Origin of the sequence: Candidatus Caldatribacterium sp. SIUC1 (assembly GCF_051549785.1) — a bacterium.
Classification (GTDB): Bacteria; Atribacterota; Atribacteria; order Atribacterales; family Caldatribacteriaceae; genus Caldatribacterium.
Window position 1 is genome coordinate 1073911 of the sequence record NZ_CP189974.1, and the last position, 24091, is coordinate 1098001.

Annotated in this window: 22 protein-coding genes; 21 read left to right on the top strand and 1 reads right to left on the bottom strand. The window is 56.1% G+C overall.

Annotation, left to right across the window (positions count from 1 at the left end):
• Positions 1 to 21 precede the first annotated feature (21 nt).
• The 15 genes from ACP6EK_RS05560 (at position 22) to ACP6EK_RS05630 (ending at position 15169) form a co-directional block, all read left to right on the top strand.
• Complete coding sequence (locus tag ACP6EK_RS05560; protein ID WP_438313896.1) at positions 22 to 1551, top strand: sugar ABC transporter ATP-binding protein; 1530 nt, start codon at positions 22 to 24, stop codon at positions 1549 to 1551.
• 1 nt (position 1552) lies between these two features.
• Positions 1553 to 2509: an ABC transporter permease gene (locus ACP6EK_RS05565; protein ID WP_438313899.1), complete on the top strand. Its 957-nt coding sequence runs from the start codon at positions 1553 to 1555 to the stop codon at positions 2507 to 2509.
• Positions 2510 to 2525: 16 nt separating this feature from the next.
• Positions 2526 to 3482 (top strand): ABC transporter permease, encoded by a 957-nt coding sequence (locus ACP6EK_RS05570; RefSeq protein ID WP_438313901.1) that lies wholly within the window; start codon positions 2526 to 2528, stop codon positions 3480 to 3482.
• Positions 3483 to 3486: 4 nt separating this feature from the next.
• Positions 3487 to 3675, top strand: a complete 189-nt coding sequence (locus ACP6EK_RS05575) for a hypothetical protein (RefSeq protein ID WP_438313904.1) — start codon at positions 3487 to 3489, stop codon at positions 3673 to 3675.
• Between the two features lie 222 nt (positions 3676 to 3897).
• Positions 3898 to 4635 carry a UTRA domain-containing protein gene (locus ACP6EK_RS05580; RefSeq protein WP_017873064.1) on the top strand — a complete coding sequence of 246 codons (738 nt, stop codon included), beginning with the start codon at positions 3898 to 3900 and terminating at the stop codon, positions 4633 to 4635.
• A 5-nt stretch (positions 4636 to 4640) separates the two neighbouring features.
• Complete coding sequence (locus tag ACP6EK_RS05585) at positions 4641 to 5519, top strand: sugar phosphate isomerase/epimerase family protein (protein ID WP_438313906.1); 879 nt, start codon at positions 4641 to 4643, stop codon at positions 5517 to 5519.
• A 21-nt stretch (positions 5520 to 5540) separates the two neighbouring features.
• On the top strand, positions 5541 to 6671 hold the full coding sequence (locus tag ACP6EK_RS05590) for a sugar ABC transporter substrate-binding protein (protein WP_438313909.1): 1131 nt from the start codon (positions 5541 to 5543) through the stop codon (positions 6669 to 6671).
• Positions 6672 to 6717: 46 nt separating this feature from the next.
• Complete coding sequence (locus tag ACP6EK_RS05595; protein ID WP_438313911.1) at positions 6718 to 7485, top strand: SDR family NAD(P)-dependent oxidoreductase; 768 nt, start codon at positions 6718 to 6720, stop codon at positions 7483 to 7485.
• Positions 7479 to 8978 (top strand): sugar ABC transporter ATP-binding protein, encoded by a 1500-nt coding sequence (locus tag ACP6EK_RS05600; protein WP_438313914.1) that lies wholly within the window; start codon positions 7479 to 7481, stop codon positions 8976 to 8978. Before ACP6EK_RS05595 ends, ACP6EK_RS05600 begins: the two co-directional genes overlap by 7 nt.
• 14 nt (positions 8979 to 8992) lie before the next feature.
• Complete coding sequence (locus ACP6EK_RS05605; RefSeq protein ID WP_438313917.1) at positions 8993 to 10015, top strand: ABC transporter permease; 1023 nt, start codon at positions 8993 to 8995, stop codon at positions 10013 to 10015.
• A gap of 15 nt (positions 10016 to 10030) precedes the next feature.
• Positions 10031 to 11050: a Gfo/Idh/MocA family oxidoreductase gene (locus tag ACP6EK_RS05610; protein WP_438313920.1), complete on the top strand. Its 1020-nt coding sequence runs from the start codon at positions 10031 to 10033 to the stop codon at positions 11048 to 11050.
• On the top strand, positions 11050 to 12576 hold the full coding sequence (locus ACP6EK_RS05615) for a xylulokinase (protein WP_438318901.1): 1527 nt from the start codon (positions 11050 to 11052) through the stop codon (positions 12574 to 12576). The genes ACP6EK_RS05610 and ACP6EK_RS05615 overlap by 1 nt, the downstream gene beginning before the upstream one ends.
• 15 nt (positions 12577 to 12591) lie before the next feature.
• Complete coding sequence (locus ACP6EK_RS05620) at positions 12592 to 13611, top strand: alcohol dehydrogenase catalytic domain-containing protein (RefSeq protein ID WP_438313924.1); 1020 nt, start codon at positions 12592 to 12594, stop codon at positions 13609 to 13611.
• A 19-nt stretch (positions 13612 to 13630) separates the two neighbouring features.
• Positions 13631 to 14200, top strand: coding sequence for a glucose-6-phosphate isomerase (locus ACP6EK_RS05625; protein WP_438313927.1), 570 nt, complete (start codon positions 13631 to 13633; stop codon positions 14198 to 14200).
• Positions 14201 to 14212: 12 nt separating this feature from the next.
• Positions 14213 to 15169: a shikimate dehydrogenase family protein gene (locus ACP6EK_RS05630; protein ID WP_438313930.1), complete on the top strand. Its 957-nt coding sequence runs from the start codon at positions 14213 to 14215 to the stop codon at positions 15167 to 15169.
• On the opposite strand, the gene xylB is transcribed toward ACP6EK_RS05630, so the two are convergent.
• A complete protein-coding gene (xylB, locus tag ACP6EK_RS05635) occupies positions 15166 to 16650 on the bottom strand; it encodes a xylulokinase (protein ID WP_438313933.1) in 1485 nt (494 codons plus the stop codon). The genes ACP6EK_RS05630 and xylB overlap by 4 nt on opposite strands.
• A gap of 204 nt (positions 16651 to 16854) precedes the next feature.
• On the opposite strand from xylB, the gene argS reads away from it, so the two are divergent.
• From argS to rho, 6 genes are read left to right on the top strand one after another with little or no spacing between them, the layout of a single operon-like run.
• A complete protein-coding gene (gene argS / locus ACP6EK_RS05640; protein ID WP_438313936.1) occupies positions 16855 to 18519 on the top strand; it encodes an arginine--tRNA ligase in 1665 nt (554 codons plus the stop codon).
• 14 nt (positions 18520 to 18533) lie between these two features.
• Complete coding sequence (locus ACP6EK_RS05645) at positions 18534 to 20162, top strand: CTP synthase (RefSeq protein WP_438318904.1); 1629 nt, start codon at positions 18534 to 18536, stop codon at positions 20160 to 20162.
• Positions 20159 to 20977: a glutamate racemase gene (gene murI, locus ACP6EK_RS05650; protein WP_438313938.1), complete on the top strand. Its 819-nt coding sequence runs from the start codon at positions 20159 to 20161 to the stop codon at positions 20975 to 20977. Before ACP6EK_RS05645 ends, murI begins: the two co-directional genes overlap by 4 nt.
• On the top strand, positions 20964 to 21854 hold the full coding sequence (gene ispE, locus ACP6EK_RS05655; protein WP_438313941.1) for a 4-(cytidine 5'-diphospho)-2-C-methyl-D-erythritol kinase: 891 nt from the start codon (positions 20964 to 20966) through the stop codon (positions 21852 to 21854). Before murI ends, ispE begins: the two co-directional genes overlap by 14 nt.
• Complete coding sequence (locus ACP6EK_RS05660) at positions 21847 to 22596, top strand: nucleotidyltransferase family protein (protein WP_438313944.1); 750 nt, start codon at positions 21847 to 21849, stop codon at positions 22594 to 22596. Before ispE ends, ACP6EK_RS05660 begins: the two co-directional genes overlap by 8 nt.
• Before the next feature lie 27 nt (positions 22597 to 22623).
• Positions 22624 to 23958 carry a transcription termination factor Rho gene (gene rho / locus ACP6EK_RS05665; RefSeq protein WP_438313946.1) on the top strand — a complete coding sequence of 445 codons (1335 nt, stop codon included), beginning with the start codon at positions 22624 to 22626 and terminating at the stop codon, positions 23956 to 23958.
• Positions 23959 to 24091 lie beyond the last annotated feature (133 nt).

Genomic DNA, 24091 nt, shown 5'->3' on the forward strand with positions numbered 1-24091 from the left:
TTCTCCGGTTGAGGTTGCACGATGAGGCGAAACGACGTTCCTGTTCTTGAGGTCCGGAATGTCTCCAAGACCTTCGATACCGTGGTGCGGGCTCTGGATGAAGTAAGCATCGCGGTGTACCGGGGCGAAATTGTTGGCGTGGTGGGGGAGAACGGAGCGGGAAAATCCACCCTCATGAAGATTCTCGTGGGGGTCCACGCTCCGGATCGGGGTATACTCCTTCTTGGGGGGAAAGAGGTCCCTTTTCCCCGGAATCCCAAGGAGGCGGCACAGCGGGGAATTTCCATCGTCTACCAGGAACGGGGGGTTATCCCGCACCTTCGGGTGTACCAGTTCCTTTTTCTGGGGCACGAGGAGCGGTACCGGGGACCGTGGGGATTGCAGAACGAGCGGATGAAACGGGAAGCAAGGGACATCCTTGACGAATTCCACGTCGTCTGTGACGTTGAGAGTTTCATGTACGAACTCCCTCTAGCGACCCAGAAAATGGTGGAGATTGCCCGGGCGGTTCTCGGGGTACGTCTTGAAAGCCAGGGGAAAGATGTAGCTCCGGTCATCATCCTCGACGAGCCCACCGCTCCTTTGACCCTCGAGGAACGGAGGGAACTTTTCCAGAACATCCTCCGAATGAAGGAGACCTGTTCTTTCATCTTCGTCTCCCATATTATCCCCGAGGTCATGGAATTCGTTGACCGGGTGTACGTTCTCCGGGATGGGAGACTCGTTGCCCATTACGACCTTGCTCAAGACGCTGTGACCGAAGAGGACCTTTTCCGGGCCATCGTGGGACGGGAATCGCTGGTGTACACCTTTGAGGCCCGGAAGAAGACGGTGTCTTCCGAGGTGGTCCTGCGAGCGGAGGGACTGACGAAACGAGGATGCTACTATGACGTTTCCTTTGAGCTTCGCAGGGGAGAGTGCCTTGGTCTCTTTGGACCCGCGGGTTCCGGGAAAAGCGAGGTTCTGCGGACTGTTGCCGGGATTCTTGGATTCGATGGCGGGAAACTGGTCATCAAAGGGCAGGAGGCTTTCTCCGGAGAACCTCCCCATGTCCGCCTTGAGCGGGGCGTGGGCTATTGTTCAGGAGAGGCGGGGAAGGAACTCTTTTTCCACTGGTCCATTGCCAAGAATATCTCCATCGTGAATCTCAAAAAGGTTCTCGGGAAGTTTTTCCCTGTGATTCGCTTTGGGGCGGAGAGGAGCATCGCCGAAGGAGTGATGGGAAAACTGGAAATCAAGGCTCCTGGTGTTCACACAGAATGCTACTCTCTGAGTGGTGGGAACAAGCAGAAGGTGTCGGTCGGGAAATGGCTGGAGCGAAGCCCTGACATCCTGCTTCTTGAGGACCCCACGATTGGTATTGATGTGGGGGCCCGGGAGGATATCTACGAAGTGCTCCTTGAGATGAAGCAGAGGGGGATTTCGTTCATTCTCGTAAGCGATGATCCCAAAGAGTACGCCCTCCTCTGTGACCGGGTTCTGGTGATGCGGGGTGGGAGGGTGCAGAGGACCGTGAGTGCGGAGGAATTCCGGGAAGTGGCGGTGGGGTGAGATGGTGAAAACTGGGCGGGCATGGTATCCCTTTCTCCTTCTTGTGCGTCATCCGGTGGCCATTGTCCTTGTGGGGCTTGTGGTGCTCTTCTCCCTCCTCTATCCCCAGCGATTCCTCACCACCCTCAATCTCACCACAATCCTCAAGCAGTTCGTGACGCTTGTGCTCTTTGCCTTGGGTCCCTCAATGGTAGTGGTGACGGGATCTCTGGATCTCTCGTACGTGGGAATTTGGATGCTTGGAGGAGTGCTTGTCTGGCTTCTGACTCCAGTTCTTGGGCTTTTTGCTATCTGCGTTTTTCCCCTTCTTGGCCTTGGAACCGGATTCCTAGTGGGGGTGGTTCATGCCAGGGGGAAAGTTCCCTCTTTCATTCTGACCCTGTGTCTCCTTGTGGTCTACTGGGGACTCACCGCGGCGCTCTCTGGAGGGTACTCACGGACCGTCAAGGGATACGAATTCATCACCGCTTCCCTTGTGCCCTGTATTCCCACGGCATTCCTCTGGTCCCTTCCCCTCATTGGAGCCGCTATCTACCTCATGGTCCGGACTCGCGTGGGGCTTTACCTTTATGCCATCGGTTCGAATGAAGAGGGGGCAAAGCTTGCGGGAATACCGGTTGAGAAGTACAAAATCCTCGCCTTCACCTTAAGCGGGCTTTTCACCGGCCTTGGAACCATTGTGCTCTTTCAGCACCTTGGGGGCTCGGTACCGGTGGAACTCAACCTCAAGAACGTCGTTTGGCCTCTTGTGGCCATTGTCCTTGGGGGGACGCCTCTTGTTGGAGGGAGTGGGGGACCGCAGCGAACCCTTCTTGGGGCTCTGACCTTCAGCGTTTTCTACCGGGGGCTGTACCTTTCCCTTCTGCATCCGGAAATTCTCCAGCTCCTTGTAGGTATCCTCCTCATCGTGTCGATTATTGTAGGAGCAAGGGGTCTCAGGGGTGTTGAAATTACCTGAGGAGGCGGAGGAAACGGTGATTGCAACATTCTCCCGGGAATGGATGAAAAAGAACGCCGGGACGTTATGGCCGCTTCTTGTCGCCTGCATCATCATTCTGGGATTCCAGGCGGTGAACCCGACTTTCCTGAGGTACGAAGGCCTTGTGACTCTGGTATATGCCATGTCGTACTTTCTCATTGCCGCCTGTGGCCTGACGTTTGTCATCATGATGGGGTCGTTTGATTTCTCGGTACCGAGCGTGCTGAAGCTTGCTGCGCTCCTCTGTGTCATGTACATTGAAAAGCTTGGTTTCTGGGCTATTCCCTTTGCGCTTCTTGTGAGTACAGGTCTTGGTTTGCTCAACGGTGTCCTTCTTGCCTATCTCAACGTCCCCTCTTTTATGGCCACTTTGGGGGTTTCCATTGTTGTTGAGGGGATTGGTCTTTATCTCTCAAAGGGCTTTCTCCATATCATGTACAACGAACGCTTTCGAGCACTGGCCACAACCTTTATCTTTGGGTTGCCCTCGATTTTCTACTGGGCGATGGGGATCTGGGCTCTGTGCACTTTTGTTGCCCTCTGTACGCCTTTCGGGAGGAGGACTTACGCCATCGGAGGGAATCTCACCGCAGCACGGCTTTCGGGCATCAACGTTGAGCGTCAGCGGGTCTACGTCTTCATGCTCAGTGGGTTCCTCGCCGGCCTTTCTGGAGTTCTCTACATGGCTCAGCTTGGTGGGGGGTCCATGCTGATTGGCTCTGACATGTCCATTCCTCTCTTTGCCAGTGTTGTCGCCGGGGGTACGGCGCTTTCCGGAGGGATGGGAGGTCCACATCGCACGCTCCTTGGGGTCATTATCATCACCTGGATTCAAAGTGGTATGCTGATGCTGGCTTTGGGCCGGGACATCCAGATGGTGATCTTTGGCCTTATTGCCGTTGGGGTAGCTGTTGCCACCATGGACCGAAAGAGCATTCGGGTGGTGAAGTGAAACCATGAGGTACGGAGCCTTTTCCCACATGTGGTTTCCCGAAGTGCAAGAGGAGTGCGTCTTCTCACTTTTGCCCCGTCTTCGGGAGATGGATTTTGAGGGCGTTGAAATCACCTTGACCCCGGACCTCCTCGTCCATTGCCACTTCCGTGCCAGCCACAGAGGTATTCTTGGAGATGACCATATCGATTGAGTGGGGGTGTTCCGGGCTCTGAAGAGAAGAAATTCGCCGGTCCCGGCGAGATTGCTCTGCGGAGGATTCGTTTTTTGAAAACCGTTGGGGAGACCGTTTTTCGCCTTCCCGAGTAAAGCAGGAGAAGGGATTGACGAAGGGAGGCATAAAGGATATAATCTCTTTCGGTAAATACCATTTAACCTTTTAGCATACGAACGTATCGACAAAAGGAGTGGAGGCGTGTCTACCCTTAACCGGAAAGTCCCTATTCCTCTCTACTACCAGCTCAAGGAGATCATCCGGGAGCAGATTGAGGAAGGCATCCTTGCTCCCGGGGATTTGCTCCCCTCTGAGCGGGAGCTCTCGGAAAAGTACGGCATCAGCCGTCCCACTGTCCGTCAGGCCCTGAAGGAACTGGTCTATGAAGGGCTCCTCACCCGGGAGAAAGGTCGGGGAACCTTTGTGGCCAAACCCAAGCTCGAGTACGGGTTCATCCAGCACTTTGTCACCTTCTACGAGGACATGGCCCAGCGAGGCTACACCTTGAAGACCAAAGTCCTCCGGAAAGAGCTCCAGGATCCTCCCAAACGCATTGCTAGGGCTTTGCAGCTCAAAGAGGGAGAGAAGGTCATCTTCATCGAGCGCCTCCGCTTCGTGGAGGATGAACCTGTGGTCTGGGTTCAGAACCACATCCCCCACCACCTCTGCCCCGGGCTTTTAGAGGAAGACCTCACCGACCGCTCGTTGTACCGTCTCCTCACTGAACGCTACAACCTCAAGCCCCAGTGGGCAGAGGTGAGTCTCGAGCCGGTCCTCGCCACCGACCGGGATGCCGAGCTTTTGGGCCTCGAACCCAAGGCCCCGGTGCTCCTTATGGAGAACATCACCTACGATGTCAACGACCGCCCCATTGACCTCTTCATCTCCCGTTTCCGGGGAGACAAGGGGAGAGTGCGGGTGAGGGTATTGAGGAGCTGATGCCTATGGGAGGATTGCTGTACGCGGTTCACGCCTATGCCTGGACGTCCCGATGGACCGAGGAGTCCCTTCCTCTTCTTTCCAGAGCCCGGGAACTTGGTTTTGATGCCGTTGAAATCCCCCTCATGGACATTGGGTCTATTCACCCCCAGAGCATTCGAAAAGAAGCAGAACGGCTTGGTTTGCAGATCGTGACCTCCACGGTGCTCTCTGAGGAGGCCGACGTTTCTTCTCCTGATGCGGCGGTACGCAGAAAGGGTCTTGAGTACCTCAAACGGTGCGTGGACGTCTCGGCGGAGATGGGAGCTTTGAGCTTTTCGGGGGTGATCTACTCAGCTCTGGGAAAGCGCATTGCGACCATCCCCGGTCGGGAATATCTGGAACGTGCTGCAGAAGCCCTGAAAAAGGTGGCCCAGTGGGCTCAGGATGCCCGGCTTCTTGTGGGGATTGAACCTGTGAACCGGTATGAGACCTTTCTCATCAACACCTGTGACCAGGCGCTTGAGCTCCTCAGGATGATCGACGAGCCCAATATGAGGGTTCACCTTGATTCGTACCACATGAACATCGAGGAGAACGATTTTTATACTCCCACAAAGAAGGCAATTCCGTATCTCTGCCACTACCACCTGAGCGAGAGCCACCGGGGGATTCCCGGGACCGGGACCGTTGACTGGGAGGGTATCTTTCGGGCTCTTGCCGAGGGGGACTACCGGGGTATTGTGGGGATGGAATCCTTTGCGGAGGTCTCCGATTCCATGCGGGCCGGAACCTGTGTCTGGCGGAAAATGGCTCCCTCAAGCGATGTGCTCCTCAAAGAAGGTCTGGCGTTTTTGAAAGCACTGGAGAAGCGGCATTTTGCCCCTTTTGGGGGCAAAAAATAAACGTACGAAGGGGGTTTTGGTATGCGGAGAAGCTTGGGCGTTGTGTTCGTGCTGGTGTTTGTGCTTGGGTTGGCCCTTGGAGTGTGGGGTAAGGATATCCCCAAAATCACCATCGGCTGGACTCCGCCAGACATTACCGGAGTGTTCAAGACGGCCACCGACTTCTTTGAGAAAGCCGCAGCGGATGCCCGAAACCACGGTATCAACGTCGAGATTATCACCCGTGCTCCTGCTGCACACACGGCCTTTGCAGACCAGATAGCCATTATCGAGGATTTCATTCAGCGTAAAGTCGATGTTATCGCCATTTCACCAATTGAGGTTGAGGTTGTAAAACCGGCCCTCCAGGAGGCCAAGAAAGCCGGCATCCCGGTCATCGTGGTCAACCTCTTAGAACCTATTGAAGGTGTAGATGTTGACTGCTATATTGGTTTTGACAACACGGTGGCGGGAACGATTTCCGCCTACGCCGTGGTGGATTACTTCGGCGGACCGGGAGTCCTGGGCGAGGGAGAAAAAGTGGACGTTGCACCGGAAACCTTCCTTGACCTTGAGTTCTGGCAGAAGCTCTACACCCCGGAGGTCATCGAGAACCTCAAGGACAAAATCCAAGCCACCGGTGCTATCATTGAGGGCATTGCCGGAGGATTCTTCTCCACCGCACGGCTCCGGGGGTTCCACTCCGTCATCGACCAGTTCCCGGGAATCACAATCGTCACCACTCTCCCTGCAGACTGGAACAGGGAAAAGGCCATTAAGGTTACCGAGGACATCCTCTCGGCCAATCCAAAGGGGACGCTGGATTTCATCTGGGCAGCTTCAAATGAAATGGGTCTTGGTGCCATGCTTACCTGCGAGCGCTTAGGAAGAACTGAAGTCAAGGTCTTCACCAACGACGGAACACCTGAGTCTGTGGAGCGAATCCGCGAAGGGCGGCTCATTGCTGAGACCTGGCACGGCTTCCCTGAGTGGGGCTGGTACGGAACGAAATACGCGGTTATGCTTGCTCTGGGCCTGAAGGACCAGGTACCGCAGTTTGTGGATATCCGTCCACGGATTGAATGGCAGGGCAACGCCGACATGTTCTACCCGAATCCCTATCTTGAGCCCATTGACTGGGAAGCCATTAAGAAGGCATACCTCGAAAAGTAAGAGATCGGGCCCCCTCTGGGGGCCCTTCCCCAGGAGGTGAAGTCCCTTGGACCTTGGATTCGGCGGGAAAGTGGCCATTGTCACCGGTGGTGGCGCGGGAATCGGTGAAGCGACGGTTCGACTTTTTGCCCGGGAAGGAGCTCAGGTTGTTATCGCTGAGGCGAACCCGGAGAGGGGGAAAGCCCTGGAGGAGGACCTCAAAAAGCAGGGCTTTGTCGCTGAGTTTATCGAGGTGGACGTATCTCAAAAAGACAGTGTGGACCAGATGGTCGAAAAGGTGCTGCACCGCTTTGGCCAAATCGACATCCTGGTGAACAATGCCGGGGTCTACGCCAAGGGCGATGCTCTGGCCTTCGCCGAAGAGGATTTTGCAAGGCTTGTTGACGTGAACGTCAAAGGGGTGATCCTCTGCACCCAGAGTGTGGGGAGGCGAATGGTGGAGAGAAGAAACGGCGTTATCGTGAACGTGGCTTCTGAGGCTGGCCTTGTGGCCATCCCGAACCAGATGGTGTACAACCTCACCAAGGCTGCGGTCATCTCCATCACCAAAAGCTGTGCGGTGGACTTTGCCGGCTATGGCGTGCGGGTGAACTGCGTCTGTCCGGGAACGACGTACACTCCTCTTGTGGAGGAAGCGCTCAGGAAGGAAAAAGACCCGGAGAAAGTGCGAAAGAGTCTTGAGGATTCTCGGCCTCTCAAAAGGCTCGGCAAGCCCGAAGAGATTGCTGCGGCTATTCTCTTTCTCGCTTCCCCTCTCCTTGGTTACGCCACCGGTGCGGTTTTGAGTGTTGATGGGGGATACACGGTATGGTGATGCCGCAAACACCGATTCTTGAGGTCCGCGATGTCAGCAAATCCTTCCCCGGGGTGAAGGCACTCGATACGGTGAGCATGGATGTGCTTTCGGGGGAGGTTCATGCCCTTTTGGGGGAAAATGGCGCCGGAAAGAGCACGTTGATGAAAATCATAAGCGGTATCATTCCCAAAGATGCGGGAGAGATTTTCCTCGACGGAAAGCCGGTGCATTTTCTCTCCCCCCGGGATGCCCTGAATGCCGGTGTTGTCCTGGTGCAACAGGAACTTTCCCTCGTGCCTGACCTGAGTATCGCCGAGAACATTTTCTTGGGGAGATGGCCTAGGCGGGGTGTTCAGGTCGACTGGAACACGATTTTCTCTGAAACCGCTCATCTCCTCGAGCGCTTTGGCATCCAGGAGGATCCCCGCACCCCTGTTGGGTCTTTGAGTGTTGCCGAGCAGCAAACGGTGGAGATTCTCAAAGCTGTAAGCCGACCGAATCTGCGAATTCTCCTTCTGGATGAGCCGACCTCGGCCCTCAGCGAGGATGAAGTCAACCGCCTTTTTGAGCTGGTTGCCGAGATTAAAAAGACCGGCATCGGCATTATTTTTATTTCTCATAAACTGCACGAGGCCCTGCGCATTGCCGATCGGGTGACGGTCCTTCGAGATGGTCGAAAAGTCGTCACCGAAGAGGCTCGTCGCCTTGACGAGCGGATGCTCTTTGAGTACCTGACGGGGAAGTCGGTGGAGGTGCTTGAGACAGGTCATGGAGGAGACCACACTGAAGCGGTGATGCTTGCCCTCGAAGGCTTCTCGTCAGGGGGCTTTGTCAGAGATGTGAACCTGAAAGTCCGGAAGGGAGAGGTTTTTGTTCTCTTTGGCCTTATCGGTTCGGGTCGGACAACCCTGGCACGAGGTCTTTTCGGCCTTGAGCGGACAGCGGGGAAAATGACGCTTGAGGACAAAGTCGTGCAACCAAAGAGCCCTCAGGAGGCTATTGCCCTTGGTATCGGGTACCTTCCTGAGGACCGCCGGCGGGCCCTGGTGTACGAACTCCCCGTTTTCGCCAACATCACCCTGGCCATTCTCTCCCGGGTCTCCCGAAGGGGTATCCTCCGCCTTCGGGAAGAAACGAGTCTTGCGGAAGACTTCGTCCGCGCTCTCCGGATCAAAACCCCGAATATTTTCCGGGAGGTTCTGTACCTGAGTGGAGGGAACCAGCAGAAGGTGCTCCTTGCCCGGTGGCTGGCCCGAAAACCAAAACTCCTCATCATGGACGAACCCACCCGGGGGATTGACGTGGGGGCCAAGTTTGAAATCCGCGCCATGGTGCGGGACCTTGCCCGCCAGGGGCTGACCATTCTCTACATCACTTCCGAGCCAGTGGAGGCTCTTGAAGTGGCAGACCGGATTGCGGTTATGCGAGGTGGCAGAATTGTGCGAATTTTTGAGCACACGAACGGTATCGATAAAACCGTGCTCCTCGCTGTGGCCAGTGGAGTTTCCTGAAGGAGGTGCCTGCGTTGCCTCAAAATAGAGCAATTCCTGCATGGCGGGAAGGAGAGAGCCTGTCCCAAGCCCTGGTGAGCCTTCTTCTCAAAGGTGGGTCGCTGGTTGGGCTTGTGGCGCTGAGTACGGCTTTTGCCATCCTTTCGCCGCACTTCTTCACCCTGGGCAACTGGCTGAACATTTTCCGACAGGTGGCGGTGGTGCTCATCGCGGCTTCGGCACAGACGATGGTCATCATCACCGCTGGAATCGACCTCTCCGTTGGCTCAGTACTTGCCCTGGGAGGCTGCCTTGCGGCAGTGGCCATGAGTTACTGGGGATGGCCCTTTGTGAGCGGTGCGCTCCTTGGAGTTTTCTTTGCCACCCTGGCGGGGCTGGCCAGCGGTGTCATCATTGCCAAGGGGAGAATTCCTGACTTCATTGCCACCCTTGGTATGCTTGGCGCCATACGGGGCATTGCGCTCCTTATCACCGGTGGTCTTCCTGTTCCCTCCCATTTCACGGCGACGAAACTTGCGGGATATCTCCCGCAAAGCATTGTCTGGCTGGGGAGCGGGGACATCAAGGGCATTCCGGTCCCCATGGTGTTTGCCCTTCTTGTTGTGGCCATTACCTGGTTTATCCTGAACCGGACCACCTTTGGACGTTCGCTCTATGCGGTGGGTGGCAACCGGGAAGCGGCCCGTGCGGCAGGGATCAATGTGGATCGGATCAAAATCCTTGTCTATGGAGTCTCAGGGCTCTACTGTGGTCTTGCCGGTCTTGTGCTTGTGGGCCGGATGAATTCGGCCAACGCCCTGATGGCTGAGGGTTTAGAACTCCAGACCATTGCCGCAGTGGTCATCGGAGGGACGAATCTCTTTGGGGGTAAGGGGTCGGTTTTCGGAACCCTGATCGGCGCTATCCTCATGGGAGTTCTCTCAAATGGCCTTAATCTCCTTAACGTTGAGCCTTTCTGGCAGAGAGTGGTGAACGGACTCCTCATCGTGGCGGTTGTGGTCTTTGACCAGTGGCGGCGAAGAGTTACGAGGGATTAGAGGCGGAGGGAGCGTATGGAAAAAGTCGCCTTTGTTCTTGTCGGTGCAGGACGGGCGGGAATGGTTCACGGGCGCAACCTCGTCCACTACATCCCCGAGGGGGAACTGAAAGCAGTGGTGGATGTGGATGCGGCGAAAGCCCAGGAAGCTGCCGGAGAACTTGGGATTCGCTGGTACACGTCTTTTGACGAAGCTCTTGAAAAGGAGAGCTTCGATGCGGTATGCATTGCCTCTCTCACCTTCACCCACCGGGATATCGTTGAGAAGGCTGCAGGGGCAAAAAAACACATTTTCTGCGAGAAACCCCTGGCGCAGAATCTCGAAGAGGCCCTGGCCATGAAGAGGGCAGTGGAAGCGGCGGGGGTGAAGTTCCAGATTGGCTTCATGCGCCGGTATGACCCGGAGATCCGGAGGGCCTGGGAGATGGTCCAGGAGGGACTCATTGGCGACCTGGTCCTTGTGAAGTCCACGGGGAGAGGTCCTGGTCTTCCACCGGCCTGGATCTGGGATCGGGCAAGAAGCGGCGGGATGCTTGCCGAAGTCTCCTCTCATGATATCGATGCCGTTCTGTGGTTTGTCCAAAAGAAACCAGAGCGGGTTTTCATGGAGGCGAAGAACTTCAAGTCCCCAGAGGCCAGAACGCAGTTCCCCGATTTCTACGACCACTACCTTCTCACCATTGCCTTTCTTGACGGTCCCTTCGGGGTGGTTGATGGAGGATGCCCTGTGGGGTATGCCTACGACGCCCGGATGGAGATTCTGGGGACAAAGGGCATGATTCGGGTTGGAGAGACGGAGGGGAGAGGCCCCGTCCTCTATACGCCCGAGAAGAAAGCCATCCGGGACACCCAGGCGGGATGGGCGCTCCGTTTCAAAGATGGGTACCTTGAGGAACTCAAGGCCTTCATTCGCGCGGTCCTTGCTGATACCGCGCCCACACCTTCTCTTGAAGATGGGCTCCGGGTGGTGCGGGTTGTCGAGGCGGGACACGAATCCCTCGCCCTGGGGCAACCAGTGGCGATAAAGGAGTGGTGATGGTGGCGTTTCTCATTGGGTGTGACCTTGGGACGACGGCCACGAAAACCGGGCTTTTTGATGCCGAGGGGAACGCTCTGGCCATTGCCCGGGAGAGTTCCAACATCATCTATGGCCGGGATGGGAGTGTCACGCAGGACCCTCAGGAAATGCTCCTTTCGGTAGTCCGCACAGTACGGGAGGTTGTGGAAAAAAGCGGGGTGAACCCAAGGGAGATCCTTGCAATAGCCATCGATGGCCAGATGGCGGGTATCATGGGGGTGGATGCACGAGGGGAAGCGGCGACCCCTTACGACTCCTGGCTTGATGTGCGTTCGGCCCCATATGCCGAGGAGATGAAGCGAGCTGAGGATCTCATCATTACGAGATCCGGCATGGGTCCAAGCATCAATCACGGACCGAAAATCCTCTGGTGGAAACACGAGCGCCCCGAGGTCTACCGGCATATCGCCAAATTCACCGTTCCGGCCTGCTGGGTGGCACAGAAACTCGCAGGACTTCAGGGGGATGAAACGTACATCGATTACACCTATATTCATTTCTCCTGCTTTGCCGACCTTGAGAGGAAAACGTGGGATGAGGAGATTCTTGGGCTTTTCGATATCGAAAAGGAGAAAATGCCCCGTATTGTTGCTCCCTGGGAAATTGTGGGGACGCTCCGGGCGGAGTGGGCAGAAGCCATGGGTCTTCCCTCAGGCATTCCTATCGTTGCCGGGTGCGGGGACCAGGCGGCGAACACCCTGGGAGCGGGAGTGGTGAGGCCCGGGATTGCCTTTGACATCGCCGGAACGGCCTCGTGTTTTGCCGTTTTTGTGGACCGGTTTGTGCCCGATGTGCAGTACAAAACCCTCCTTTTCCCCCGTTCTGTTCTTGAGGGGTACTATTACCCCATGGCCTATATCAACGGGGGCGGCATGGATGTGGAGTGGGCCCGGAATGAGCTCTTCCGGGAGCTGGCGAAAGACCCCGATGCCTTTGCCCGCATCAATGAAGAGGTGGAAAAGCGTGTCGTACCGCCTTCGGGCATTGTCTTCCTCCCCCATCTTCGGGGGAGGAATTGCCCAACACAGCCGTACCTTCGGGGAGTTTTTGCCGGATTTAGCTGGGACCACACCCGGGAACACCTCTTCCTTGCCATCCTTGAGGGTATTGCCTTTGAGTATGCCTTTTACCTCAAGGTCCTCCGGGAGCTCATGCCGGAAATCCGTTTCTCCGAGGTTCGGGTCATCGGTGGCGGGGCAAAGTCGGCATTCTGGAACCGCCTCAAGGCAAGCATCCTCGGCATACCCTATGTGACGCTCAATCGGGAGGAATTCTCCATCTGGGGCTCGGCGATGGTGGCGGGATTTGGCGTGGGTGTGTTTACCAATCTCGAGGAAAAGGCGTTTTCCTCTGTGGCAAAGGTTGCCGTTTTTGAGCCTGACGAGAACCTCCACAGGCAGTACCAGGGGTTCTTACCGTTCTACCTTGAGACCATGGAGAAAATGAACGAGGTCATGACGCGCTTCAGGTCGCTCATTCGCTGAGGAAAGGAGAGAGCCATGAAAGCAGCGGTGTTTTCCTCACCTCAAGGTGTGCGTATCGTGGATGTCCCCGTTCCCCGGATTGGCCGGGGTGAGGTGCTTTTGCGGGTGTGCGCAGCAAGCCTCTGTGGAACGGATCTCCGGATTGCCCGAAGGGGTCACGGGTCCATTCCACAGGGAGTGCAGCGCATTTTGGGGCACGAGGTCGTGGGGGAAATCGTGGAGGTTGGAGAGGGGGTTGCGGATCTCGCAGAAGGCATGCTCGTTCTTGTTGCACCGAACTACGGCTGTGGAAAGTGCCGTTTTTGCGTTGCCGGAGCACAGCACCACTGTCCTTCCGGGAAAGCCCTGGGGATTACCGAAGACGGTGGGTTTGCCGAGTACATGCGGGTTCCGGAAGAGGCGGTGCGCCAGGGCAACATCTTTCCTCTTCCGCCTGAAGCGGACCCTGTGATGTTTTCCTTTGTGGAGGCCCTTGCCTGCGTGGTTCACGGATTTTTGCCCCTTTCGGTGAGTTTCCGCGACACGGTCCTCATCTATGGTGCAGGACCCATCGGTCTCATGTTCCTTGAGCTTGCCCGCCTTTCTGGAGCCCGGGAGGTGTGGATGGCCGATATCAGCCCTTCTCGCCTTGAGAGAGCTGCTGCAAGGGGAGCCCGAACGATTGTCGTAGGCGAGAAGAAGGTCAAGGACGTCCTCCGTGATGTGGATGTGGTCATTGTGGCTGCTCCAGCGCCCGATGCCCAGAGAGAGGCCCTGGAAGTGGCCGGGGTTTTCGGGCGAATCAACTTCTTTGGGGGTCTTCCGCCTGGTACTCCTGAAGTTCCCCTTGCCACAAACCTCATCCACTACAAGGAGCTTTTTGTGACTGGAACCACTCGCTCGAACAATATCCACATCCGTACCGCTTTAGACCTTCTTGTGCGGCAGCTTGACCTCTCCTACCTTGTGAGCCATACGCTCCCCCTTGAGGCTATTGAAGAGGGTTTGCGGCTTATGGAGGGGAAGGATGCCTTAAAGGTTGTCCTCATTCCGTGAGAAAGCGAGGAGATACGCTATGAAACCATTCAACGTTTTTGTGGACTTCACCACTGGGGAATTGAGGCCGGGAAAAAGGGTTGTGCGCCGCCTCAGCGATGTGAAGTACATCTTCCAAAACCAGGAAGCGGCAGAAGCCATGCTTCGGGAAGGAGACCCTCTCGTCTACGAAGTCATCTACGCTGAGATTCCTGAAGAACCTGGGCACCTCGCCCATTGCACGACCATTATTTACCCCGGAAAGGTCGGTCAGGAATTCTTCCTGACCAAGGGGCATCTCCACGAGAAACTCGACACCGCCGAAATTTACTTTTGCCTCCGCGGTGAAGGTCGACTCATCATGGCGTCACCGGAAGGAGAGTGCGAGGTCCTTCCCATGTATCCCGGGACGGCCTCGTACATTCCGCCTTTCTGGTCGCATCGTTCCGTTAACGTGGGGAAAGAACCCCTCATCTTCTACTGCATTTTCCCGGCTGACGCAGGGCATGATTACGCCACGATTGAGGAGACGGGCTTTCCGAGGGTCGTCCTTGAAGAGGATGGGCGGGTTGTCGTGCGGGAGAACCCGAAATGGAAACCTAAAAAGTGAGGAGGATAAGGCATGGGCTTTCGGCTTCCTGAGAAGGCAACGCAACCCACAATGTACTTCATCGGGGTCACCACATCCCAGTCCTCGATCATGAAGCTTTTCCCGCTCTGGGCTCAAGAGCTGGGACTCAAGGATGCAGTCCTCAAAGGGATAGACATCGAGATCCATGCCCCCCGGGAGGTCTACCGGGAGGTGGTGTCCTTCATCAAAGAGGACCCGCTCTCTCTTGGAGCACTTGTCACAACCCACAAGATTGACCTCTATGAGGCGGCCAGAGACCTTTTCGATTACCTCGACCCCTATGCCCAGCTTTTTGGAGAACTCTCCTCAATTTCGAAGAACAACGGACGCCTTGAAGGACATGCCAAGGACCCCATCTCAAGTGGCCTGGCTATGGAGGCGTTCATCCCGCCCAACTTCTGGAAGGAGCACGGTGGGGAAGTCTTCATCATGGGGGCAGGGGGCAGCGCCCGGGCGATTGCTGCGTATCTTTTTGATCCCAAAAAGAAGGACAACATGCCCACGAAGCTCTACGTGACGAACCGCAGTACCCCTCGCCTTGAGGCGATGAAAGAACTCATGCCCAAAATCAACCCCAATATCGATGCAGAGTACATCCATGCCCCCACGCCTGAGGTGAACGATGCGGTTTTGGCGCGGGTCAAGCCGTATTCTCTCATCGTGAATGCCACAGGACTTGGCAAGGACCGTCCCGGTTCTCCCCTCACCGATGCGTGCGTTTTCCCCATGCACAGCCTCGTTTGGGAGCTGAACTACCGGGGGGACCTCAAGTTCATGCACCAGGCCCTGGCGCAGGCGAGAGAGCGGCATCTCCATGTGGAAGACGGGTGGATATACTTCATCCACGGGTGGACCCAGGTCATCGCTCAGGTCTTCCACATCGACATCGACGCGGAGCGGTTTGCCCGGATTGAGCAAATCTCCCACGAGTTCCGGAAAAGGGGTTAGGACCCCGGGGAAAGGTCGCGAAGGGCGGTGTATCCCTGCCGGAATTTCTGGTACAGCCTGTGGTACACCTCCACCCACGCTGGCTCAGGGAGCGTGGGGTGAGTATACTGGACGAGCACTTGCGTGGCCTCATCGACGCTTCCGAAGCGTCCACTGCCGACCATGGCGAGGATACACGCCCCGGTGGCGGCCTCTTCCCTGACCTGAGTGGTGAAGAGGGGCATGTCGAGAATCGAGGCAATGATTCGCCGCCAGAGGTTGCTCCTTGCCCCACCTCCTGAAAAGACCGTTCGCTGGAAGTCAACTCCAAGCTCGCGGAACACCTCAACGGCGTTTCTGAGACCGAAACCCACTCCTTCCATAATGGCCCTGATGAAGTGTCCTCGCTGGTGGGTGAGGTGGAGATTCACAAAAGCACCCCGGGCATGAGGGTCCATGTACGGGGTGCGCTCTCCAATGAGGTAGGGGAAAAAGAGCAGCCCGTTGCATCCGGCGTCGACCTTTTGCGCCTCCTGGTCGAGGTTACGGAAGTCGAAAACGTGTGCGCCTGAGTCGAGGATGGACTTCTTGAACCAGCTCAGGGAAAGCCCGGCACAGAGCGTGGCTCCAAGGAGGTGCCAGAACCCCGAGATGGCGTGGCAGAAGGTGTGGATGCGAAGCTTTTCATCCACAAGGGGCTGCGTGATAGGGGTGAAAACCTGTCCCCCAGTACCGATGGTGACGAGGAGTTCTCCCTCATCGGTAACGCCGTTTCCCAGGGCGGCACAGTGCTGGTCTCCCGCTCCTGCCACCACAAAGCAGGGCCCTTTGATTCCCAGTTCTTCCCGAACGTTTCTCGCCACCTGTCCTATGACCTGAGTGGACTCATGGACGGGAGGGAAAACCATCCGGTCAAGACCAAGAACGGTGAGGATTTCCTCTGACCAGTTCCGCAGGCGAATGTTGAAGAGGAGTGTTGAAGAGGCATCAGCAACATCCGTTGTGGGAGGAAGCCCCAGTTTCACCTTCAGGAAGTCTTTGGGAAGGAGGACAAAGCGGATTCGGCGGTAGACGTCCGGGAGGTTTTTTCGAACCCAAAGAAGCGTTGCCGCCATAAAGCCCGTGGCAATGTCACTCCCCGCGAGTTTCAGGTATTCACCGGCTTTTTCCCGAATTTCCCGCGCTTCCTGATGACTTCTCTGGTCGGCCCAGATGATGGCCGGATACAGAGGGACAAGGTTTTCGTCAAGCATCACCGTCCCGTGCATCTGCCCGGAAAAGCTCAGGGCCCGGATTGTGGGCTCTGGGAGGGTGGCGAGAACCTCCTGTATGGCCTCTCTGGTTTTTTCCCACCAGGTCTCTGGGTGCTGCTCCGCATACCCCGGTGTTGGGGTCAGAATAGGGTACTCCCGACTTGCTAAGGCGACAAAATTCCCCTCCTCATCGTAACAGATGACCTTGACGCTCTGAGTTCCAAGATCAATCCCAAGGAAGTACTCCATGGTATCCTCCTGCCGTCCTTTGGTGGCACTTCTCCATGAGCTTACCACGAGTGCATCGGAAGGACAAGACCGGACTTCGTCGGCGCTTCGAGGGGCTATTCCCCAGGAGAAAAGAGCCCTTTTCTTTTTGGTTGAAGCGAGGGAGAAAAAAATATATAATGACCCAGGATTCCAGGAGGACTCGTAGAACTGGGGAGAACGACGATGAGTTACCTCGTTCTTGAATCGCTCAGAGAAAAGGTCTGTGAAGCCCTTCGGTCTTTTGACCCTTCTTGGGAACATGTCGAGTTTGTGGTTGAGCCAACGCGGGAAAAGAAACACGGGGACTTTGCCACCAATGTCGCTTTTCTTTTGGCCCGTACCGCAAAGCGTTCGCCAAGAGAGGTGGCGCAGAGCCTCCGGCGAGTTCTGCAGGAGTTGCTCTCAGGTATGGCCCGGGTTGAGGTGGCTGGAGGAGGCTTCATCAACTTCACCCTTGAGGACGGTTTTCTCCTGAAACTCCTCGTTAGAGTCCTGGAAGAGGACGAACGTTTTGGCGAGGTTGACCTTGGCAAGGGGAAGAGGGTTCAGGTAGAGTTTGTGAGCGTCAACCCCACCGGGCCTCTCCATGTGGGGCATGGGAAGTGTGCGGCCTTTGGCGATGCTTTAGCCAGGATCCTGAAACGGGCAGGATTCCAGGTTGAGAAAGAGTACTACATCAACGATGCGGGGAAACAAATAGAGCTTCTTGGGGCTTCTCTTGAAGCCCGTTTCCGTCAGCTCCTTGGAGAAGAGGTGGATATCCCTGAAGGGGGATATCGGGGAGAGTACCTTATGGACATCGCCCGGGAACTCCTCAGGGAGTGCGGAACGGCTCTCCTCCACCTCCCAAAAGAGGAGAGGGCGAGGGTCTTCCAGGAATACGCTGTGGAGAAAATCCTCGAGAACATCCGGAGGGATCTCGACGATTTCCGGGTTTCCTTTGATGTGTGGTTCAGTGAGCGCTCACTGTATGAGAATGGAGAAGTAGAGTACGTGCTCTCACTCCTCCGAGAGCGGGGGTACACTTACGAGAAGGATGGAGCCCTGTGGCTTCGGACGACTCTCTGGGGGGACGACAAGGACCGGGTACTGGTGCGGGAAAACGGAGCGCCGACATACTTCGCTTCCGACATTGCCTACCACTGGAACAAGTGGAAACGGGGGTTTGAGCGGGTCATCGACATCTGGGGAGCTGACCACCACGGGTACATCCCGAGGATGCACGCCGCCATGCGGGCTCTGGGACTTCCTGAAGACTTCCTCGAGGTCTTCATTGTCCAGTTTGTGACGCTCCTTCGCGGAGGACAACCGGAACGGATGTCCACACGACAGGGGGATTTCGTGCCTCTGCGGAGCCTGATTGATGAAGTGGGAGTGGATGTAGCTCGGTATTACTTCCTCATGCGGGATCCCGAAACGCACCTTGAGTTTGATGTGGAGGAGGCAAAGCGTCAGTCCATGGACAATCCGGTGTACTACGTGCAGTATGCCCATGCCCGGATTGTGTCAATTTTTCGGGAAGCCAGAAGACGGGGTGTGGAGTGGGCACCTTCTGCAGAGGCTCTCTGCCCTGGTTTTGAGAACGAAGAAGAACGGGACATCGCCAGGGCCGTCGTGTACTTCCCGGAGGTCGTGAAACAAAGCGCCCTTCTCCGGCAGCCGTACCTTCTCTGCAACTACCTCCACGACCTTGCGGGAACTTTCCACGCCTTCTATAACCTCCATCGAATCCTCGATGAGGAAAACGCTCCGCGTACGGCCTTTCGCCTGACCCTGTGTCGACTCACCCAGATTGTGCTGCGAAACGCCCTGGAGCTCCTTGGGATCTCGGTTCCGGAGAGCATGTGAGCGAGGTTGAGACCATGGGGAAAAAGGCTGGGAAGTACATTTTTGTGACGGGTGGGGTTGTCTCCTCCCTGGGGAAAGGCATCACCGCAGCCTCTTTGGGGAGAATCCTCAAGAGCCGTGGGGTGAAGGTCACAATGCAGAAATTCGACCCCTACATCAATGTGGATGCCGGTACCATGAATCCGTACCAGCATGGAGAGGTTTTTGTCACGTACGATGGGGGAGAAACGGACCTCGACCTTGGGCACTACGAGAGGTTTATCGATGAAGAACTCTCAAAATCAAGCAACGTCACCACGGGGAAAATCTATAGCTCAGTTATCGACAAGGAACGGCGGGGGGATTTCCTGGGGGCCACCGTCCAGGTGATTCCCCATATCACCAATCAGATTAAGGAGGAAGTTTTTCGTCTCCGGGAAGAGAGCGGAGCAGAGGTCTCGATTGTGGAGATTGGGGGGACGGTGGGGGATATCGAGGGGTTGCCTTTCCTTGAGGCCATCCGGCAGATCAAAAACGACATCGGTAAGGACAATTGCCTCTATGTCCATGTCACCCTCGTCCCGTACATTGAAGCGGCAGGAGAGCTGAAATCTAAACCCACTCAGCACAGTGTGAAGGAGCTCCGGAGCATTGGTATTCAACCCGATGTCATCGTGTGCAGGTCCTCTCGACCCATCACCGCCGAGGTGGTTTCGAAAATCGCCCTTTTCTGTGACATCGAAAAAGAAGCCATTGTTCCTCTCATGGACGTTCCATCGATTTACGAGGTTCCCCTGGTTCTTGAAGAGCGTGGCGTTGGGGACCTTGTTACGGCCAAGCTTGGGCTGAATGCTCATGAGGCGGACCTCGCTGACTGGTCGGACATTGTGCGGCGGATGAAAGAGGCGAAAGACAGCGTTGTGATTGGTCTTGTGGGGAAATACGTGGAGTCCAAAGACGCTTACCTCAGTATTTGCGAAGCCCTCAAGCACAGCGCCGCTTCCCTTGGGGTTCAGGTGGTCATCCGTCCGATCGAGGCGGGTATGCTGAGGGAGACGAACACTGCTGACGTTCTCTCCGGGATTGATGGTATCCTTGTTCCCGGAGGGTTTGGACACCGGGGGATTGAGGGGAAAATCGAGGCAGTGCGGTACGCCCGTGAACGGGGTGTTCCCTTTTTGGGGATATGCCTCGGGATGCAGGTGGCGGTGATTGAATTTGCCCGGAATGTTCTCGGGTTTTCCGATGCGCACTCCACCGAGTTTAACCCCGATACAACCCACCCGGTTATTGACCTCCTGCCCTCTCAGCGGGGAATGCGAAATAAGGGCGGCACGATGCGCCTTGGGAATTACCGCTGTCTCCTTGAGAGGTCCTCGCAGAGTTTTGTCCTCTACGGTCAGGAGGAGATATGGGAGCGACACCGTCACCGGTACGAGCTCAACGAGCATTTTGTGGACCAGCTTGAGAGGAAGGGCATGGTGATGGCAGGGTTCAATCCGGAGTACCAGGTTGTTGAGATTGTGGAGCTCCGGGAGCATCCCTTTTTCGTGGGTGTGCAGTTCCACCCCGAGTTCAAGTCCCGTCCCAATCGTCCCCATCCGCTCTTTCTGGGATTTTTAAAGGCCTCATACGATTTTCGTCAGAGGAGAGGACAAGCTTGAAACCCGCACCCATTGGCATCATGGATTCTGGCATTGGTGGGTTCAGTGTGGTCCTCGAGATACGAAAGCTCTTCCCTTCTTGCCCCATCGTCTACTTTGCTGACCCCCTGCATTTCCCCTATGGGGAGAAGCGAAAAGAGGAGCTTGCGCCAATTGTGCAGCCTGTTGTGGATTTTCTCGTTCACGGGATACAAGTAGGACTTCTCGTTGTGGCCTGCGGGACGGTGAGTTCCCTTCTCCTTCCGGAGCTTCGGGAAAGGTATGCCCTCCCGATACTTGGCATTGTTGAACCGGCGTGCCGGGAAGCCCTGGCGATGGTTCGGGAGGGAGCGATAGGCGTTCTGGCCACTCGGGCAACCATTCGAGTGGGGGCCTTTCGCCGGACCCTTGCCCGTTTCCGGCCGGGGGTCGAGGTGGTTGAGGAGGCCTGGCCGGAGTTCATCGAGGCTGTGGAGGAGGGAGTGTTCGATACCCCTTCGTGGCGGCTCTGGGTACGGGAGCGTCTTGAGGCGCTCCATGCCCGGGGTGTGCGGGGCGTCATCATGGGGTGCACCCATTTCGCCCTCATCAGCACCTTCTTTGAAGAGCTCGCTCAGGGGCTTTTCCCCATCGTGAATCCTGCGGTAAGCTGTGCCCAAGAGGTCAGGGAACTCCTGCCTTTGAGTCAGCCTCAGAAACCGGGGTCTCTGACGGTCTTCGTGCGGGGGGACCGGGAAGAGTTTCTCCGAGTGATTGGGCGCTTCCGTTTCCCTCTGGAGATGGACGTGGTCTCCTTTGAGAACGCCTGCGGGTGGGTGGCCCATGCATGGGGATAATTATGTGCTGTACTCCTACGCCAAGATCAACTGGTTCCTCGCAATACGAGGGCTTCGTCAAGATGGGTACCACGATATCACCTCCCTCATGCAGCAGATTGAGCTTGCCGATGAAATTCATATCACCCCCGCTACTTCAGATGCCTTCTGGTGCAACTTCTCGATTCCCCTGGGGGAGGATAGCCTCTTAAAAAAGACGGTTGACGTCCTGCGAGGGGCCTTCCCTGAGCTTTCCCGGATGCGTTTTGCCATCACGGTGAAGAAATCCATTCCTCCGGGGGGAGGACTGGGAGGGGGAAGCAGCAATGCTGCCGCGCTTTTGCGGTTTCTCCCGCAACTTGCAGGGTGTTGCCCCCAGCTTGAGGAGCTTGTGGCACTTTCTCTGTCCCTTGGTTCAGACATCCCCTTTTTTGTGGTTGGTGCCCCCTTTGCCCTGGTTGAGGGACGCGGGGAACGGGTCACGCCGCTTTCTTTCCCTCCACGCCGTCATCTGGTTCTCCTTTTCCCTCCTTTCCCCGTTTCCACTGCCTGGGCATACAGGAAGTGGGATGAGCGGAAACACGAGAAGGTCTCCCTGGTGGAGGAGAGACTTGCTGCGTTTCTCAAAAGGCAGGACCCCGAGGGTATTGAGGAGGTCATATGGAATGACTTTGAGGAGGTTCTTTTTGAGGAGTACCCTGTGCTCCTCGAGTACCGGAACCTCCTCCTTGAGCTTGGGTGCCGGAAGGCTTTCCTCACGGGGAGTGGCTCAACCCTTGTGGGGGTTGTGGGAAGTAGGGAAGAGGGTGAAGTGGTGGTTGACCGACTCCGAAAGCGAGGATTGCCTGCTCTCTGGACTGTGACTCGCTGTGGAGAATGGGGGGAGAGCTATGCCTGATGCTGTGATTCTTGCGGGGGGAAGTCAGGATGGGGAGATTGAAAAAAAATTTGGTGTTCTCAACCGTGCCCTTCTTGTCATTCGGGGGAAATTTATGATAGAGTATGTCATAGAAGCCCTCAGGAACGTATCCTCAATTGGAAGAATAGTTGTTGTTGGACCGGTTCATGTGCTCCAGGCGCGAATTGGAACCCGGGTTGATGCTGTTGTCCCAGCAGGAGATGACCCTTTTGAGAGCACGCTCAGGGGTCTTGAGGTTCTCAGGGCACAGGAGAAGGTTCTTGTAGCCACAAGCGACCTGCCCCTTCTCCGGGCTGAAGCAGTTCGGGATTTCCTTGCCCGGTGCGCGGAAGTGACTGCGGATTTCTACTACCCCATAGTTCGGAAAGAGAGCTACGAGGCCAAAATAGGGAAAGGGAAACGAACGTTTGTCTGCCTTAAGGAGGGGTGTTTCACGGGGGGGAATGTGCTGCTTCTTGATCCCAAAGTGGTGGAGGCGAAGAAGGACTGGATTGCCCGTGTTGTTGCTCTCCGGAAGAGTCCTGTGGCCATCGCCCGGCTTTTAGGGCTTGGGATTATCCTGAAGCTCCTTTTGCGGCGCCTCTCCATCCGTGACATCGAGGATCGAGTGGAACGCATTCTGGGGATGAGAGGTCGGGCGATCATCACACCTTACGCTGAAATCGGCTTTGACGTCGATCGGGTGGAGCATGTGGTTCTGGCTGAGAAACTCCTTGAGTGAAAAAGAGCGCGGGAGGAGGTTCACGTGGTGACCGAAAACAACCACATGGAAATCGTAACTGAAGAAAAAGAAGAAGAGAAGAAAGTCGAAATCCCTCAGTACACTCTGGCAGAGCTGAAGGCAAAAACAAATAGTGAGCTCGCCGAAATTGCCCAGAGCCTTGGCATTTCAGGCTATAGCCGGAAGCGGAAGAACGATCTCATCTTCGAGATCCTGAAAAAGGGTGCGGAGGCGAAGGGGTATCTTTTCAGTGAGGGGATTCTGGAAATCACCCCTGAAGGGTACGGGTTTCTGCGAACCGCCGATGACTTTACGCCGAGCGAGAACGATGTGTACGTTTCGCCCTCGCAGATCAAACGCTTCGGCTTAAGTAGTGGGGACAAGGTTGCTGGTCAAGTTCGCCCACCCAAAGAGGGAGAACGGTACTACGCTCTTCTGCGTATCGAAGCGATCAACGACGAAGACCCGGAACAGGCGAAAAAACGTCCCCTATTTGAGAATCTGACCCCCATCTTCCCGAATAAGCAATATGTTCTTGAGACAACGCCTGACGAAATTGCCACTCGCATCATCGATATCTTCGCCCCTATCGGGAAAGGACAGCGAGGACTCATCGTTGCTCCACCCAAGGCTGGGAAAACGATTCTCCTTGAGAAAATCGCCAACGGCATTACCACAAACTATCCGGATGTCGTTCTGATTGTCCTCCTTATCGATGAACGCCCCGAAGAGGTCACGCAGATGGAACGCTCGGTGAAAGGGTATGTCATTGCCTCGACCTTTGACCAGAAGCCGGAAAACCACATCCGGGTGGCGGAGCTTACCCTGGAACGGGCGAAGAGGCTTGTCGAAGAGGGGAAAGACGTGGTGATTCTCCTCGACAGCATTACCCGTCTTGCCCGGGCCAACAACCTCGTTGTTCCCACAACCGGGAAAACCCTCTCTGGAGGGATTGATTCCTCCGCCCTCCACTGGCCAAAGCGGTTTTTCGGTGCGGCAAGGAACATCGAGGAGGGTGGAAGCCTCACCATTATCGCCACGGCGCTCATTGACACCGGATCCCGCATGGACGAGGTCATCTACGAGGAGTTTAAGGGAACGGGGAATATGGAGCTCCATCTGAGCCGTGCCCTGGCTGAGAGCCGCATTTTCCCTGCCATCGATATCCATCGCTCGGGAACTCGCCGGGAGGAGCTGTTGCTCAAAAAAGAGGACCTTGAGCGCATCTGGATGCTCCGGAGGCTTCTTGCCAACGTCGACCCTCAGGAGGCAACGCAGATGGTCATTGAACGCATGAAGAATACCCGTTCCAATCGGGAATTTTTGAAGATTATCGACCAGGTCCTGAAAACCTCGCGGTAGCCGTCGGGTTTTAGAGAGCCGTCCCGAAAAATTGCCCCCCTCCTATTGACACGCTTTTGAGAATCTTTTACAATGACCAATTGTCGGTTTGGGAGGGTGAAGATGCGAAGTTCTTCTGCGGTGTTTGAGAGCT

Bases quoted from the DNA above. Each gene is read 5' to 3' on its own strand.
- ACP6EK_RS05560 (WP_438313896.1), top strand. From the start codon at position 22: ATGAGGCGAAACGACGTTCCTGTTCTTGAGGTCCGGAATGTCTCCAAG.
- ACP6EK_RS05565 (WP_438313899.1), top strand. From the start codon at position 1,553: ATGGTGAAAACTGGGCGGGCATGGTATCCCTTTCTCCTTCTTGTGCGT.
- ACP6EK_RS05575 (WP_438313904.1), top strand. From the start codon at position 3,487: ATGAGGTACGGAGCCTTTTCCCACATGTGGTTTCCCGAAGTGCAAGAG.
- ACP6EK_RS05585 (WP_438313906.1), top strand. From the start codon at position 4,641: ATGGGAGGATTGCTGTACGCGGTTCACGCCTATGCCTGGACGTCCCGA.
- ACP6EK_RS05590 (WP_438313909.1), top strand. From the start codon at position 5,541: ATGCGGAGAAGCTTGGGCGTTGTGTTCGTGCTGGTGTTTGTGCTTGGG.
- ACP6EK_RS05600 (WP_438313914.1), top strand. From the start codon at position 7,479: ATGGTGATGCCGCAAACACCGATTCTTGAGGTCCGCGATGTCAGCAAA.
- ACP6EK_RS05610 (WP_438313920.1), top strand. From the start codon at position 10,031: ATGGAAAAAGTCGCCTTTGTTCTTGTCGGTGCAGGACGGGCGGGAATG.
- ACP6EK_RS05615 (WP_438318901.1), top strand. From the start codon at position 11,050: ATGGTGGCGTTTCTCATTGGGTGTGACCTTGGGACGACGGCCACGAAA.
- ACP6EK_RS05620 (WP_438313924.1), top strand. From the start codon at position 12,592: ATGAAAGCAGCGGTGTTTTCCTCACCTCAAGGTGTGCGTATCGTGGAT.
- ACP6EK_RS05625 (WP_438313927.1), top strand. From the start codon at position 13,631: ATGAAACCATTCAACGTTTTTGTGGACTTCACCACTGGGGAATTGAGG.
- ACP6EK_RS05630 (WP_438313930.1), top strand. From the start codon at position 14,213: ATGGGCTTTCGGCTTCCTGAGAAGGCAACGCAACCCACAATGTACTTC.
- xylB (WP_438313933.1), bottom strand. From the start codon at position 16,650: ATGGAGTACTTCCTTGGGATTGATCTTGGAACTCAGAGCGTCAAGGTC.
- argS (WP_438313936.1), top strand. From the start codon at position 16,855: ATGAGTTACCTCGTTCTTGAATCGCTCAGAGAAAAGGTCTGTGAAGCC.
- ACP6EK_RS05645 (WP_438318904.1), top strand. From the start codon at position 18,534: ATGGGGAAAAAGGCTGGGAAGTACATTTTTGTGACGGGTGGGGTTGTC.
- ispE (WP_438313941.1), top strand. From the start codon at position 20,964: ATGCATGGGGATAATTATGTGCTGTACTCCTACGCCAAGATCAACTGG.
- ACP6EK_RS05660 (WP_438313944.1), top strand. From the start codon at position 21,847: ATGCCTGATGCTGTGATTCTTGCGGGGGGAAGTCAGGATGGGGAGATT.